Genomic DNA, 15,535 nt, shown 5'->3' on the forward strand with positions numbered 1-15,535 from the left:
AGCCCGCGCCGGCGGTCGCGCAAGGCACTACTACGGGTACGTACGSKATCGAGCGGTAGCGGATCATGGTGCGATCCGCTGCGATGACCGAGCAGGCCCGACGCTCGCTCATCTCGAAAGCATTCCGCAGATGGGCGACAGCTTCCCGCTTGGCGGCGGGCCCTACCATTTTTTTCCCAGAAGATCGCGGAGCGCGGCCTCGTTCAGCATGGATTCCGCCAGCAGCTTCTTCAGCCGGGCGTTTGCTGCGCTGCCCTTCGGGTCTCATCCTCAAGCGCCTTCAGCCGCCGCGCCTCCGACACCTCCAGGCCGCCATACTTGGCCTTCCATTTGTAGAAAGTGGCGCTCGAAATGCCGTGCCGGCGGCACACATCCGCCGTCCCCGCCCCGGCCTCCTGCTCCTTCAGGATGCCGATGATTTGTTCTTCACTGAACCTGCTGCGCTTCATGTCGTCCGTCCTCTGATGGGCCGGACTCTACTTCAAACTGGAGGAAGATTTCCAAGGCAGGTCACGGATTGCGTCGCAATCCGAGGGCGTAGCCCGGTCGCATCGCGGTTGGTGCGGGACCAACGGCGAGCGTAGCGAAGACGTTGGATCCCGAATGATTGGACATGCACCGAAGTCACAATGAATTCCGATAAATACTGCATCCGCAGAGAAAGGATGCAGAGCATGAAAACATTAAGAGCGATCTACGAGGAATGCCGTGCCGTTGGTTTGGTCGAGACCCAGCCCGAATGCAGTGCCATGTTCGGGCGCACCGGAAATTGGTTAAGCAGCATGTTGTCGCGGGAGAACGAGCGCCGCATTAGGCCGTAAACTCATAAACAGGCTTCCCCTTCGTCGCGCGTCGTGATTCAACGATTCCCTCTGGCACGGAGGGCATTGATGGCACGGCGGCGGTACGAGTTGACGGATCACGAATGGTCGATCATCGAGCCCTTGCTTCCGAACAAGCCTCGCGGCGTGCCTCGGGTTGATGACCGTCGGGTCCTGAACGGTATCCTGTGGCGGTTCCGCACGGGCTCGCCTTGGGCGGAAGTTCCCGAGCGCTACGGCCCATCGACCACCTGCTACAACCGGTTCGTCCGCTGGCGCAAGGCGGGCGTCTGGGACCGGCTTCTGGAGGAAATCTCCAAGGCTTACGATGGCGACATCATCATGATCGACTCGACCTGTGTCCGCGTTCACCAACACGGGGCCACGGGAAAAAAGGGGCTCTCGACGATGGCAGCATGGGACGTTCCCGTGGGGGGCTCACCAGCAAAATCCACGCGCTCGTCGATGCGGAAGGCCGTCCCGTCACCCTGCGCCTGACCGCCGGGCAGGTCCACGACAGCGTCGAGGCCGAAGCCTTGCTCGATGGAGCCTTGGGCGACGGCTCAACCCTGCTGGCCGACAAGGGCTATGACAGCAACGCCATTCGGGCCTTGGCCGAGAAGAACAAGACCTGGGCCAACATCCCGGTCAGGTCCAACCGCAAGGGCACCTTCGCCTTTTCCGCCTGGGTCTATCGCCAGCGCAATCTGGTCGAACGCTTCTTCAACAAGATCAAACACTTCCGGGGGATCGCCACCCGCTATGACAAAGACCCACGGAATTTCCTCGCCGCCGTAAAGCTCGTCGCCCTGCGCATTTGGTGCGCCGCGTAATGAGTCTACGGCCTACAATGGCGGCGACCTGATCGGGCGCACGCTGTCCGCGCTTGCCGCCCAAACCATGGCTGATTTTGAGGCCGTGATCGTGGACAACGCCTCCACCGACGGTTCCGCCGACAATCTGACACTCCCCGATGACCGGTTCCGCCTGATATGCGCGGGCGCCAATCTGGGCTTTGCCGCCGGCAACAATTTGGGCGCGCGCGGATGCACGGCGCCGTGGATCGCCACCCTCAACCCCGACGCCCGGCCCCGGCCCGATTGGCTGGACCAATTGTGCCGCGCCAGCGAACGCCATGCGGGGGTGGGCGTGTTCGGTTCGACCCAATTGCTGGGCGATGACGGGCGGCTGATCGACGGCTTTGGCGACGTCATGTCCATCTATGGCCTGCCCTGGCGGGGCGGGCACGGCCAGCCGGTGGAACTGCTGCCCGCCGCTGATACCGAAATCTTCGCCCCCTGTGCCGCCGCCGCCCTGTACCGCCGCGACCTGTTCGAGGCAGAGGGCGGTTTCGACGAGGCCTATTTCTGTTACCTGGAAGACGTGGATTTGGGCTTCCGCCTGCGGCTGGCGGGCGAACGGTGCGTGCAGGTGCGCCACGCCATCGTTCACCACGACGCGTCGGCCATCACCGGGCGCCAAAGCCGGTTCACCCTGTTCCATTCCTACCGCAACCGGCTGTGGCTGCTGGCGAAAACCATGCCGCTGCCGCTGCTTCCGTTGGTGGTGCCGCTGCACGTGGCCGCCGTACTTTACCTGCTGATCCGGGTCTGGCCGGTTCCCGGCGCGGTGCCGGGCCTGCTGGCCGGTTTCGCCGGCCTGGGCGGGGCATTGCGGCGCAGGCGGCAGGTCCGCAGACGGCTGGGCATGTGCGCCGTGGCCGCCCTGCTGGTGTGGCGGCCGGGGGCTGTGCGGGCCCGCGCCATCCATGGGATCGGTGCGCCGTAAAGCCGCCCTTTTCCTTTGCATGGAATTGGGCGGCCAGTGTAAACCATTAGCGGTATCGCTTGTATCCAGGGGAAGTAGGAATGCGCGTTCTGATGACCGGTCACCAGGGCTATATTGGCCCTGTCGCAGTCAAGGTGTTCAAGCAGGCCGGGCTGGAAGTCATTGGTCTGGATACCGGATACTTCAAGGATTGCCTGACCAAGGCCGGCGGCGTCATGGCCCCCGATGCCGAGATCGTCTGCGACATGCGCGACGTGACCGTGGATCATCTGCGCGGCATGGACGCGGTGATGCATTGGGCGGCCCTGTCCAACGACCCCATGGGCGAGTTGTCGCCCGACCTGACCTACGACATCAATCTGAAAAGCACCATCACCCTGGCCCGCCTGGCGAAAGAGGCCGGGGTACGCCGCTTCGTCATGGCGTCGTCGTGCAGCATTTACGGTGCCAGCGATACCAGCCGCCCGCTGGACGAAACCGCGGAATTCAACCCCGTCTCGGCCTATGCGGTGTCGAAGGTGGAGTCCGAGCAGGCGCTTCGCGAGTTGGCCGACGACACTTTCTCGCCGGTTTTCATGCGCAACGCCACCGCGTTTGGCGTCAGCCCGCGCACCCGGCTGGATCTGGTGCTGAACAATCTGATGGCGGTGGCCCGTGCCACCGGCGAAATCCGCGTGTTGTCCGATGGTACTCCGTGGCGCCCCATCGTCCATATCGAGGACATTTCCCAGGCGGCCATGTGCGCCGTGCGCGCCCCGCGCGAGGCGGTGCATTGCCAGGCCTTCAATGTGGGCCGCAGCGACATGAACTATCAGGTCAAGGACATCGCCGAGGCGGTGGGCCGCGCCGTGCCGGGCAGCAAGGTGGTGATCGCCAATCAGTCCGGGCCGGATTCGCGGTCTTATCGGGTGGATTTCTCCAAGGCGGCCAAGTTGCTTCCCGGTTTCGCCCCGCGCTGGACCCTGGACGATGGCTGCCGCGAACTGTCCGAATGGCTGGACACTCAGGGCATCGGTTCCAGCGATGACCTCAACAGTCCGCTTTATATCCGCCTGCGCAAGCTGCGGGCCTTGCTTGGTGACAAGCTGGTGGACGAACAGTTGCGCTGGGCCCAGTGATCGACCTGCCCGAGGGGCGTGGGATGCTGGAGGGATGGGGCCGGTTCCCATCCGCTCGGTCCTGCGTCGTTCGGCGTCCCGAGCGTCAGCGCGAGGTCGCCCCCATGGTGGCGGCTGGCCCTGTGGTGGCGCGCGGGGCGGGCTTGGCCTATGGCGATGCGGCGTGCAATTCGTCGGGTGCGGTGCTGCTGACCCAGCGGCTGGACAAATTCCTGGAATTCGATGCCGCAACCGGATTGGTGCGCTGTCAGGCCGGGGTGACCCTGGGCGACATTCTGGCGGTGGCGGTTCCGGCGGGCTGGTTCCTGTCCGTCACGCCCGGCACTGCGCGGGTAAGTGTGGGCGGCTCCATCGCCTGCGATGTGCACGGCAAGAACCATCATGTGGCCGGCAGCTTCGGCAACCACGTCACCAATCTGCGCCTGTTGACCGGCGGCGGCGAGGAAGTGGACTGTTCGCCCACCGTGCGGCCTGACGTGTTTTGGGCCACCGTCGGCGGCATGGGCATGACCGGCGTGGTGCTGGAGGCCAGCCTGCAATTGATGCCGGTGGCCGGCGCCAACGTGGTCGCTCGCAACATCGCCACCGCCGATCTGGACGAAACCCTGCGTGTGCTGGACGAGCACGCGGACGGTTATTACTCGGTGGTCTGGCTGGATGCCGGGGCGCGTGGCCGGCGGCTGGGTCGGGGAATCGTCATGCTGGGCGAGCACGCGGCGGATAGCGGCCCCCGCATCGCCCCTGCGCTGAACCGGCGTCATCTGCCGTGCGGACTGCCGTCCGGCGTGCTGCCGTTGATGGGGCCGGCTTTCAACACGGCGCTTTATGCCCTTTATTCCCGCAGCGCCGCCCCTGCCACGGTGAAGCTGGCCGATTATTTCTATCCCCTGGACAAGGCGGATAATTGGAACCGGCTGTATGGCCCCCGTGGCTTTCTGGAATACCAGTTCGTGCTGCCCGACCACGGCGCCGCCGCGCTGATCGTGCGCATGATCGAGGAATTGCAGCGCTGCCGGCTGGTGTCCATGCTGACCTCGTTCAAGCGCATGGGGCCGGGCAACCCCGCGCCGCTGTCCTTCCCCATGGCCGGTTTGGCCTGCAGCTTCGATCTGGCGGCCAGCCGAGCCCAGGCCCACGCCGTCCTGGACCTGTTCGACGAATGGGTGGCCGCTGCCGGCGGACGGGTTTATCTGGCTAAGGACGGGCGCCTGCGCCCCGATGTGCTGGATGCCATGTATCCCCGCCGCGACGAATGGCTGTCGGTGGTCCAAAACCTTGATCCCCAGGCCCGCCTGCGCTCCGACATGGAACGCCGCCTGAACCTGAGGAGGCTGGCATGAGCGGGCCCGTTCTGATCGCCGGCGCCACCTCTCGCCTGGGTCAAGCCCTAGCGGATGTGTATGGGCGCGAGGGGCGGCGGTTACTGTTGGCCGGGCGCGATGCCGTGGAACTTGGGGTAATCGCCGCCGATCTGACCATCCGCCACGGCTGTGAGTGCCGGGTGGTGGATTGGGATGCCGCCGACTCTGCATCGTGCGCCCGCACGGGTGCGGAATTGGCTGCGGGCGAATTGCCCGAGATCACCATCTTCGTGGTCGGCGCAATCGACGGCACGGAAGACGCATGGCGCGATGCAGACGCGGCTGACCGTCTGCTCGCCATCAATTACGGCGGCATCGTGCGGCTTTTGGCGCCCATGCTGGACGGCTTGCTGGCGAAACCCGGCTGCACCGTGGCGTTCGTCAGTTCGGTGGCGGGCGACCGGGGGCGGCGCACCAACTTCATCTATGGGGCGGCCAAGGCGGCGCTGAATGCCTATGCCCAGGGTCTGCGCGCTGAAATGGCCGCAGCCGGCAGCTCGGTGTTGACCGTCAAGCTGGGGATGATGGACACCCGCATGTCGTTTGGCCGCGCGCCCGCGCTGCTGACCTGTTCGCCCGAATATGCGGCGGCGGCCATTGGGCGTCTGATCGCGGGGCGCCGCTTGGTTGCCTACGTGCCCTGGTTCTGGTGGGGCATCATGAGCGTGCTGAAGGCGATCCCCGAGCGCCCGTTTATCCGGCTGCCGATCCCGTAAGCACGGCGCGGTAATAGGCAGCGTAGGCGTCCCATGACGCGGTCTCGTCCCAATCCGGGCACCAGCGCACCCAAGAATCCGTATTGATCCTGATCAGCGGTTCGGGGAAATCCCGCTGATCGGCAAAGGACAATTGGCAGGGAAGCCCCAGACGCGGGCGCATTTCCCGCGCCACCCGTTCGGCGAAGGCCCCCTGGGTCTCCACATAGCCGCTGGGCGACATGTGGTGGAAGCCGCCATCGGTGGGCAGGGCCGACAGGAAATGGCCATAGGCCCGCGCCAGCAAATCCACCGGAATGTTGTCGCGCACATAGCGTGGCGTGCCAACCATGGGTGCGTCTTGCCGCCACCAATTCCGCATCAGGTAATTGGTGAAGCGGGCTTCCTCATGGGGGCCGACGGGGTTGGAAATGACGAACTTGCCCAGGGTCATGCCGGCCTGCCGCGCGTAAAACCGGAAGGTTTCAGCGGTCAGGCTTTTCGCCAGGCCATAGGGATTGAAGGCCTCTAACGGGACCGAGCCCGCGCCTTCGCCTGGTTCGAAATTGCTTCCGGTCAGAATCACCCGCGTGCCGGTGCGGGCGGCCAGAATGTCAAAGACCACCTTGATGTTGCGGGTGTTGGCGGCCAATGCCGCCGCCACATCATAGGCCGGGCTGCGGTAATCACCGACCACTGCGCCATGGGCGCAAAGCACGTCGAAACCGTCATCGCGCAACAGGGACAGAAAATTGTCGTCTCCGAAGGAAACGGCAAAAACCTTGTGGCACTGGTTTGGGATGGTGGCGATGCGGGCACGGCGTCCGTCGCTGTATTCGTCATGCTTTGATTGGAAGGTCGCCACTACCTCGTGACCAGCATCCAGTAAAGCACGCGCGAACCAGCACCCGGTAAAGGAACTGGCGCCGGTTAACAGGACTTTCATGGCCGCCTCACGCGAACGGGCTGTTGAAGTCAGCCATGGGCGGCAAGGCTGCGTCGCGGTCCGAGACGATAGGTGCGGCGTTCTGCCAGTTGACCCCCGCCGAATTCCACAATATGCCCATGTCATGGTCGGGCGCGTACACGCTGGTCACGTTGTACACCATGATGGAGTCTTCGGACGTGGCGCAGAAGCCGTGCGCAAATCCTTTCGGGATGTACAGCATGTTGCCGGCCTCGGCATCAAGCTGAAGCGTCACATGGCGCCCGAAGGTGGGGGACGAACGGCGCAAATCCACAACCGCGTCCAGCACCGATCCGCGTAGGCAATAGACCAGCTTGTCATGATCGTGAGGCGGGATCTGGAAGTGCAGACCCCGTATCACGCCAAGCTTGGAGCTTGAATAATATTGTTCGCGGATCTCCGTCGATAGTCCCAGTTCCGAGAACTTTTCCGCGTGGAACGTCTTGATGAAGAAGCCCCGCTCGTCCTTGCGTATGACGGGCTTGATCTCAAGGCAGCCCGGCAGGCCGGTTTCTCGGATGTCGAACATGGCCTTTACCGTCAGCCGGCCAGTTCACGGACCATGGTGCGGAAGGTCTCCACCATGTAAGCCCGCTGGGCATTGCCGATGCCGGGCCAGACGCCGATCCAGAAGCTGTCGTTCATGATCTTATCCGTATTGTCCAACGATCCCACGACCCGGTATTCCACTTCCTTGAAGGCCGGTTGCCGGGTCAGGTTGCCGCCGAACAGCAGGCGGGTGCCGACCTTGTGTTCTTCCAGATAGGACACCACGTCGCGGCGCTTCAGCGGGCTGCCGTCGCGGATGGTCAACAGGAAGCCGAACCAGCTGGGTTCGCTGTTGGGCGTGGCCTTGGGCAGGATGAAATGTTCGTCCAGTCCCTCGGCCAGGAAGGCCTTCGTCAGGAGATCGAAATTCTCGCGGCGGCGCAGGATGAAGCCGTTGACCTTGCGCAATTGGCTGACGCCGATTGCCGCCTGCATGTCGGTGGCCTTCATGTTGTAGCCAAGGTGCGCGAACGTGAACTTATGGTCATAGCCATAAGGCAGTTCGCCCAAATGCCAGCCGAAACGCTTTTTGCAGCTATCGGACAATCCGGGCGGGCACCAGCAATCCCGGCCCCAGTCCCGGAAGGACTCGGCCATGGTGATCAAGGCCTTGTTGTTGGTCAGCACCGCGCCGCCTTCACCCATGGTGATGTGGTGGGCGGGGTAGAAGCTGAGCGTGGCGATGTCGCCCCACGTGCCGACCGGCTTTCCGTCATACTGCGCGCCGAAGGCATCGCAGCAATCTTCGACCACGTACAGCCCGTGCTGCTTGGCCACTTCGGTGACGGCGGCCAAGTTAAATGGGTTGCCCAAGGTGTGGGCAATCATGATGGCCCGCGTCTTGGGGGTGACCGCCTGGGCCAGCCGCTCCACATCCACGTTGAAGGTTTCCAGATCCACATCCACGAATACCGGGACGCAGCGGTTCTGGACGATGGGGGACACGGTGGTGGGGAAGCCTGCGGCCACGGTGATGACCTCGGAACCGGGCTCGATGCGGCGTTCGTGCAGCTTCCAGGAGGTCAGCGCCGAAAACGCCAACAAATTTGCCGCCGAACCTGAGACCGTAAGGCGGGCGTGGTATAATCCAAAAATTTTGGCTACTTCTTTTTCGAATTGATCGCAATAACGTCCAGTCGTTAGCCACATATCCAACGAAGCATCGACCAGATGCCGCAAATCATCGGCGCCAAGAACTTTGCCGGCGCACGGAATATAGGTTTGTCCGGGAACAAAATCAGGGGTGCCCTTAGCCTCGAAATATCGCTCGCAAAGACCAAGAATTTCTTGCCTCAGGCTGTCGACTTTATTCGGCATTGGCTTGCCTGCCCCCATTTTACGGCTTAATCGCCAGTGATTCGCCCCCTTCTTAGGGTGCGTGCTTGTATCATGAAATCTGAGGGTGCAGAAGGCCGATTCGGCGTTTACCGTGTTAGGGGATTGGGTTATAGCATGAGAAAATTTCGCTGGGATGGGTGCTCAGATGCAAAAAACGGGATGGGTGCTCAGATGCAAAAAATAGCTGCAGCGGAGTATGAAAAGGAGTTAGTGTCCATAATTTCTCCATTTTACAATGAAGAAGATTGTATTGATCTTTTTTTTGAACGCCTGCATGCCGTCGTCAAACATCTTTCAGATAGATATAGATTTGAGCTGATATTTACAAATAATTGCTCGACCGACGGAAGCTTGGAAAAAGTGTTGGCCATTTGTAACGTGCACTCCTATGTGCAGGTGGTAACTCTATCTCGTAATTTTGGTTATCAGGCTTCCATGTTAAGTGGTCTGCGCAATGCTTCCGGGGATATCACGATCTTTATCGATACGGATGGCGAAGACCCGCCTGAAATGATCGAGCAGTTTTTGAATGAGTGGAAGAATGGGTATGATGTTGTTTATGGCGAGCGTGTCGATCGCCCCGAGCCACCGATAATCCAGGCCGCAAGAAAAGCCTTTTACCGGATTACAAAATTTATCGCTGATTACGATTTTATTGTCGATATGGCTGAGTTTTCTTGTTTTTCTCGTTCTGTGCGGCAAAATATTTTGCAAAGCCGTTCTACGCATCCGTTCATCCGGGCTGAAATTGCCTACAGCGGCTATCGTCGGATTGGGATTCCCTATCGACGCCATCCCAGGATTGCAGGGACTAGTAAATTTAGTCTTGTGCGGATGACTAAATTTGCTATCGCGGGAATTCTAAGTTCATCTACATTTCCGTTGAGGCTTTCCGTTTATTTGGCTGGTCCTATCGGCTTGTTTGATTTTTTTGCGGCGCTTTATTGTTTGTTTGGGGGCGCCATTTCACTTCCGGCGCTTATTGCCGCCAACATGTCTGCCATACTGATAGCGCTCAGCAGTATCGCCATGTATGTGGCCCGGATTTATAAGGATGGGTTGCAGCGGAATGTGTTCGTGATCGATCAGGCGAAAAGCCGGCTCAATCACGAATGATAGCGTGTTCCTGCATTCAGGATCGCAGCCTTTGGAAAATGCACCAGCCGGCCTGTGACAGGCCGGCTGGTGTTTCCGTCAGTAGAGAATGTCGTCGCGCTCTGCCCGACGTTCGACGGCCACCGTGGCTCCCGGCGGTGTATCGACTTCGATGGGCTGGCCGAAACGGCGGCCTAGAGCCCAGAACCAGATACGGCTGGCGCTGACGAAATATTCCGATTGTGACGAGACCGCGTCGAAAGCGATTTCAAACCCACGTTCACCAATGTGTAGCGGTATCGCCACCTTTCCTTTTTGGGGAGAGGCAAGGGTGATGTGGAGGAACTCGCGGCACGGTTCGGCCGCACACGGCGCGAAGCGCGAAAGGCTTGAGATTCGGGCGATGTGTCCGACGTCTGCGCGCGACCCAAGATGGTCTTGCCAGAACGCCATGGCCGGAGGTTCATCAGGCGCTCGCCGGCGCAGTATCTTGAATCTGCCAACGCTTGCTTCCGGGACGTATTCGCTTGCCACCGCCGTATAGATCAGTGGCACACGAATGTAATTTTTCATCATTTCGAACACCAGCGTGTCCGGATTCCACAAAACGAAGGAAGGCTTGTTTTTCTCTAGCCAAGCAACGTTTTTCCGTTGTTCGTAGATTGGCGCCGCACTCAGGTCGTGAACATGGTACGGCGTATTAGTCTGCTGCAGCACAGCATATGTAATGGGGCTGTCTCCCAGTACATAGACCAGGGGAAAAACCTCGCCAAACCGTTCTTTAAACCACGTGCGTACCAATTGCTCCGACTTGAAGGCTTTAAACTGTTCGGGCGTGTAATGAATGGCATTGGCGCGATTAACCAACTCCCGGTCTTGACCCAGCGTGATGGCGGCGCCTTCTCCGACACGCCGTTGAGCATCCATAAGTTGATTGCAATATGGCGTGGCGATATTGGACCGGAGGATGACGCTGGTGAAGCCGCCGGCGATCAGGCCAAGCACGACAAGTTCCACAAGTGGACGGCGCCGATTCAGCCAAAGAATGGAATAGGCAAGAATGGCTAACGCCACGAATACGAACATCTGCCAATCCATGGACCGGACGATGTGTTTTTGCAGAACCATGAACCCGGCAAGACCCAGCGCCAGCAGAAAATTGGACCGCCTTTGTGTTTCTTGATCGCCGCGCAACCTCTCGGCAAGGCCGATGGCTAGGGAAACGAATGGGGTCATCACCAGGGCAAACCGGATGGAAAGGGGATGGGATAGATCAGCCCATAGATCGCTGGGCATCGCCATGACAATGCCCTGGTCGCTGACCTTCAGGTGGAAGTCTATGTATCCGGCAAGCTGGCCCTGGGCCGCCCACCATATCAGCATGACGAGCAACGAGCCTGCCGGAACGGCGAATTCACGGGTCAACTGTGCGGCAAGACGTTTCGGGCTTGGCCGGGTGTCAATGACGTCCAGCAGCAGCACTGCCGCCACGGCTGGGGCGGCGCTGACAATCTGAAGCGGTTCGGTGATCAGCGTCCATAACAGCGATGTCCAGAACGCCCAATGTCCAGCCTGAATGATAGGTTTTCGGCGGTCGATGGCGATGTAGGTGGCCGCGATGGCCAGCGGGGTGATATAGCGCCAACTTGCCCACACCAGATTGGCGCCGTCCGCGACAACCAGCAAGATCGCGACAAAAAGCGTCAGCAACATCCGTTGCCCGGCGATGGCGTGAAATCCCCACAGGAACAAGGTGAAGATCACGACCCGGTGCAGTACGCGCAACAGGAAACCCCAGGGCGCGTCGCTCTGGAACATGGCGTGGCCAGCGTAGGGATACCAGAAGTCCTTCAGCGGAATGTTTCCCGAATGGATCAGGTATTCCCACGTGAAGATATTATTGCCGTCCCAATCGGGCGTAAATTGAGTGCCAATGGTCGTGTTAAGCAATCCCCGCACGTCAGGGAAAAGCGTGGCCGCCATGATGGCCGCCACTGCGCCCATGAACAGGGTGTCGCGTTTGCGCCAGTGGTGGTCGTCCGTTCCGGTGTCGGCGGGGGTGTTGCTTCGGTTTGTCCGGTATCGGAGGTAAAGGCCCCCTCCGGCACCGATGGCAAATGATGCGAGCAAGGCCAGCAATGCCGCGATTCTTTGTGCGTCGAGCGAGAGCCCCAAGAAACTGCCGCGTCCCACCGCCGTGTGAACCGCGGAAAGGGGCTGATATGACTGGGTTACTGTGTTGATGATGATCAGGACAGCGGCCACGGCGAGCACCCCGACCGCCACATGACCGCGCCGCCGGCCATCCAGGGCTGAGACAGCGAACATCGCCACAAAGCCGAACAGCAATATCTGCAGCGTGAAGCGCGGCGTGCGGAATCCTTCGTTCAGCGTCCCCACGAAAGCGGGTGCGTTGCGGCGCAGGGTCACCTTTTCCCAGGTCTCTAGAATTGGATCATTATTGACCGCAACCATGTGGAGCGCACCGTCGCGGATTTCTCTGCCGGAAATATTGTGCGTGCCCCACTGAGTCATCAATTGCTGCGGACTGAACTCCCGCACCACGCCCGATTCATCCACCACCTGTATGGAATGAAGGATGATTTCCGTCCCTGGTGCCTCACCGGGGTCCAGGCGCAAGAAGGTCAGGTCGTTGTTGAGCCCGCGGAACTCGTAAAGGTGCCGGGCGCCAGGCAGGAGACGCTGCCGTTGCGGTGTATCCCTGACGTTGTTGATGAAAAGCTCGACCCATTGGCCGTCGCTCACGGTCATGTCGACGCGCACGGCGCCTTGACTGACGGGAAGCTTGTCGCCCAGCACCTGCGCGCCCAGCATGACGAAAAGGGCGGCCAGCACCACGATGGCGATTGCCAACAGCCGTTCCGTCCTGGCGCCTAGGGTGTCACCCGCGCTCGTCATCCCCCTTGCATCCTTCCATCCCGCACTTGGGCGGAGATTCTAAACCATAGGTCACATCTGCTCAATCCTGGGAGAGTTACCCCACGGGCGTATCCAGCAGGAGATAGCCCTCCAGCGCCCACGCGCACTGCAATTCATCTACGGCGAACGCGCGCAGCAGGTTGGTACCGGGCAATAGCGAGGTGCTCTCGAAAAACGCCACGAAGCCGCAACCGGAATCTCCATAGCGTGCATCGGCACCCAGATCGGGGCGCGGGGCGCCGGTGGAGGTCATGGCGACCATCCGCTGTTCGCCGAGCGCGGTAAAGCTGTTGCTTGCATCGGGCGAGGCCATGGCCCCGGGCATGTCGCCGGCACGCTCGCATGTGATAATCACCGATTTCGCCGGCCGCAATTGGCGCATGTCCATGGTCCAGCCGCCGACTTGATAACCGCTGCCAGCGGGCCGGCAATGGTCGAGATTTCCTTTCATCCGACCCGTAGCATTGACGAATTTCAAATTGGGTTGCCACAAAAGCGTGCGGCCACCGGCCAGCGAGCTTTCCGCGCCGCCGGCAAGCGCGGCACGGACTTCGATGCGATTGGCGCCGAAGTCAAGAATGGCGGGATGGAGGGCAAAGCGCCAATGAGCGAGGTGTGTTGTCAACGGCGCGTTGGCCGCCGTCTCGACCGGGACCACTTTGGTGGCGACTATCCGGGCCTTGCCCTTGGGTGGCGTGACCTCGACCGACAGCAGACACAGATCGGGACGGGAGGCCGTCACCCGGCCGCTGACAACCCAATGCTCGCCGCAAAGAGCCACCGAGTCGATGATGCCGCCGGCTCCATCGCCGCCACACCACAATGGGATATTCGTGCCCACTTGCTGCCACCAGCCCTCGGTGGTGAACCAGGGTGGGAGTCTGTCGCGCATCCGGCATGACAGCACGGACAAACCACTGGCTGGCAGCCGCTCGTTCGGCAGGAAAGCGGCGATCACCAGCGCGCCATCGTCGGAAAGTCCGGTTCCCGCATCGGCCAGCCTAGCACCGTTCTGATCGAATATTGCGACCTCGCCGAACTGGCGGCCCGGTTCTGGGGCCACGCGGCCTTCCACCAGGATACCGTCGGAATCGGCGCTGGCGGTGACCCAGGCCGTCAGGGCATTTGCCTCACATCCCATCATCGCGGGCGTTGCACCATTGGCTGGTGCGCTGATGGTGCGGGCCGGAAGAACACCGGAGCTACCGCTCAACCGGACCAACAGACCGCCATCGGGTTCCAGGCGGGCCGTGGTCAGCAGGTATGGCCGATCGCCCAGGCTCTCCGCGGGCAGAAATACGTCCCAGCCGCACTCCGCCAATCCCGGATGGCCAATGGCTTCCGCCACATCGGGGCGCGGGCGGCCGGTCGCCGTCCAGGCGATGGGTTGCAGGTCGTCGTCCAGCAGGGCGACGATGGCGCGGCCATCGTCCCGGCCCAATGGGCTGCACCAGCCGGTGATGCGGGCGAATCGGCCATCGGCGGTGACTTCGACCGAGTCCAGCATTCCGGGGATGATGCCTTCTTCGGCCACGGGAATGGCCGGGGTCGCCCCCCCCATCCAGATGTCGGCCACCACCGGCACATTGGCTTGCGAGTCGCGGGCGACGTCCTGTGGCGGGCGTCCGGCATCGGGGGCGCAATGGTTCACCCGCAGCCAAGCCATGGACAAGGCGCGCGCCAGGTCGCTGGTGCCCAGATCGTCCATCACCTCGCGGCGGAAGGCTCCTTCCTTGCGGGCCTCGACGGCATCCAATTCCAGCAAAGTAGGGGCCTCGCCATCCCGTGCCGGCAGGCGGGCCGAAACCACGCTAAGGCCGTCGTGATCGGTCACGCTCAGCTCCAGCGGCTGCCCATCGGCCCAAATGCGCAGACCGGCAAGGATGCCGCGATGCAGCCAGCGGGCCACGGCCAGATGCACGAACTGTCCGTCCCTCCGTTTCAGCGGCAGGTAAAGCGAGGCTTTATGTCCGGGCCCGATCCACCGTACCAGACGCCGGCCATCGTGGCTTGGCGGGTGCCAGCCATAGCCGATCAGCAAGTCGTCGGGGGCGATCCCAAGGTCGGAACGGCGCTGCCCCAGCAGACGGGGGTCGGGCAGCATCTGGGCGGCGCGGCTTTGGCGCCAGCGGTTGGCGCGCAGTTCGTAAAGGGCGCGGGAGGCGTCGTAGACTTCGTAATCGCAGGGCGACCATTCCCGGCATAAGGCCTCGACCTCGGCACTGGGGCCGGCGCGGCCATGTTCGGTGGTGTTGACGCGCGGCACGGCCTTGGGCGCGGGCAGGCCCATTTGGGTCAGCAGCATCTCGACGCCTTCGTCGAAGGCTTCGGTGACGCCGATGAAATTATAATGTTTCAGCGCGGCGGCGGCCTTGCGCCCCAGATCGCGGTCGTTCACGTCCACCGGCTTGCCGCTGATTGCGGCCAGGATGTCGTGGGCTTGGCGGTTGCGCAGCGGTCCACCGAACCACGTCCCGTATTCCTCCAGCGTCATGGTTACCGCTAGATGGTGGATCGAGGTGTTGCGTTGCAGATTATAGCGGTATTCCGAAACGATCCGTTCGGTTGGTTCGCGCAAGAAAGCCAGGAAATGGGTGGGGCGGCGCGGGAACGCAGCCAGGAATAACGGGTCGTAATGGCCCGAGAACGCGGCGAAGCGGGCACGTTCTTCCGCACCGATGGACATCAGCGTGGACCAGTGGCGGGCCGGGCAATGCCGGCCCGGATACAGATTGTCCAGGACGAAATGGAACGACGTGCCGGCGGTCTTCGGAATATGATTGAAATAGACCAGACCCGCCGGTTCGGGCCGTAACGGAAGAACGTCAAACATGGTATGGGGCTGCTTCCAAAGAGGGGCCTG

Annotated in this window: 9 protein-coding genes and 3 pseudogenes; 6 read left to right on the plus strand and 6 right to left on the minus strand. The window is 61.6% G+C overall.

The genetic code is table 11. The features are described 5' to 3' along the window. A pseudogene (locus tag CP958_RS01480) lies at positions 1-449 on the minus strand (transposase); the annotation flags it as partial. Positions 450-890: 441 nt separating this feature from the next. Here CP958_RS01480 and CP958_RS01485 point away from each other — a divergent pair. The 5 genes and pseudogenes from CP958_RS01485 (at position 891) to CP958_RS01505 (ending at position 5,804) form a co-directional block, all read left to right on the plus strand. After that, positions 891-1,654: pseudogene (locus tag CP958_RS01485) on the plus strand (IS5 family transposase). A 19-nt stretch (positions 1,655-1,673) separates the two neighbouring features. Beyond that, positions 1,674-2,609, plus strand: a pseudogene (locus CP958_RS01490) (glycosyltransferase family 2 protein); the annotation flags it as partial. An 80-nt stretch (positions 2,610-2,689) separates the two neighbouring features. Continuing rightward, positions 2,690-3,727, plus strand: coding sequence for an NAD(P)-dependent oxidoreductase (locus tag CP958_RS01495; protein WP_096700250.1), 1,038 nt, complete (start codon positions 2,690-2,692; stop codon positions 3,725-3,727). Between the two features lie 23 nt (positions 3,728-3,750). After that, positions 3,751-5,067, plus strand: coding sequence for an FAD-binding oxidoreductase (locus tag CP958_RS01500; RefSeq protein ID WP_141400385.1), 1,317 nt, complete (start codon positions 3,751-3,753; stop codon positions 5,065-5,067). Then, positions 5,064-5,804: an SDR family NAD(P)-dependent oxidoreductase gene (locus CP958_RS01505; protein WP_096700252.1), complete on the plus strand. Its 741-nt coding sequence runs from the start codon at positions 5,064-5,066 to the stop codon at positions 5,802-5,804. Before CP958_RS01500 ends, CP958_RS01505 begins: the two co-directional genes overlap by 4 nt. Here the strand turns inward: CP958_RS01505 and CP958_RS01510 are convergent. Genes CP958_RS01510 through rfbH form a run of 3 tightly spaced genes read right to left on the minus strand, consistent with a single transcriptional unit; the run spans position 5,782 to position 8,616 of the window. Beyond that, positions 5,782-6,729, minus strand: coding sequence for an NAD(P)-dependent oxidoreductase (locus CP958_RS01510; RefSeq protein WP_096700253.1), 948 nt, complete (start codon positions 6,727-6,729; stop codon positions 5,782-5,784). The two genes, CP958_RS01505 and CP958_RS01510, sit on opposite strands and share 23 nt — an antisense overlap. Positions 6,730-6,736: 7 nt before the next feature. Next, positions 6,737-7,279: a dTDP-4-dehydrorhamnose 3,5-epimerase gene (gene rfbC, locus CP958_RS01515; RefSeq protein ID WP_096700254.1), complete on the minus strand. Its 543-nt coding sequence runs from the start codon at positions 7,277-7,279 to the stop codon at positions 6,737-6,739. Positions 7,280-7,290: 11 nt separating this feature from the next. Continuing rightward, a complete protein-coding gene (rfbH, locus tag CP958_RS01520) occupies positions 7,291-8,616 on the minus strand; it encodes a lipopolysaccharide biosynthesis protein RfbH (protein ID WP_096700255.1) in 1,326 nt (441 codons plus the stop codon). A gap of 135 nt (positions 8,617-8,751) precedes the next feature. On the opposite strand from rfbH, the gene CP958_RS01525 reads away from it, so the two are divergent. Continuing rightward, positions 8,752-9,753, plus strand: a complete 1,002-nt coding sequence (locus tag CP958_RS01525; protein ID WP_170958800.1) for a glycosyltransferase family 2 protein — start codon at positions 8,752-8,754, stop codon at positions 9,751-9,753. Between the two features lie 78 nt (positions 9,754-9,831). On the opposite strand, the gene CP958_RS01530 is transcribed toward CP958_RS01525, so the two are convergent. Together CP958_RS01530 and CP958_RS01535 are read right to left on the minus strand one after the other, a co-directional pair. Beyond that, the gene (locus CP958_RS01530; protein WP_141400387.1) at positions 9,832-12,606 is read right to left on the minus strand and encodes a hypothetical protein; all 2,775 of its coding nucleotides are present in this window, start codon (positions 12,604-12,606) and stop codon (positions 9,832-9,834) included. Between the two features lie 121 nt (positions 12,607-12,727). Then, on the minus strand, positions 12,728-15,505 hold the full coding sequence (locus CP958_RS01535; protein WP_096700258.1) for a sulfotransferase family 2 domain-containing protein: 2,778 nt from the start codon (positions 15,503-15,505) through the stop codon (positions 12,728-12,730). Positions 15,506-15,535: the final 30 nt, after the last annotated feature.

This window comes from Magnetospirillum sp. 15-1 (assembly GCF_900184795.1).
Taxonomy (GTDB): Bacteria; Pseudomonadota; Alphaproteobacteria; order Rhodospirillales; family Magnetospirillaceae; genus Phaeospirillum.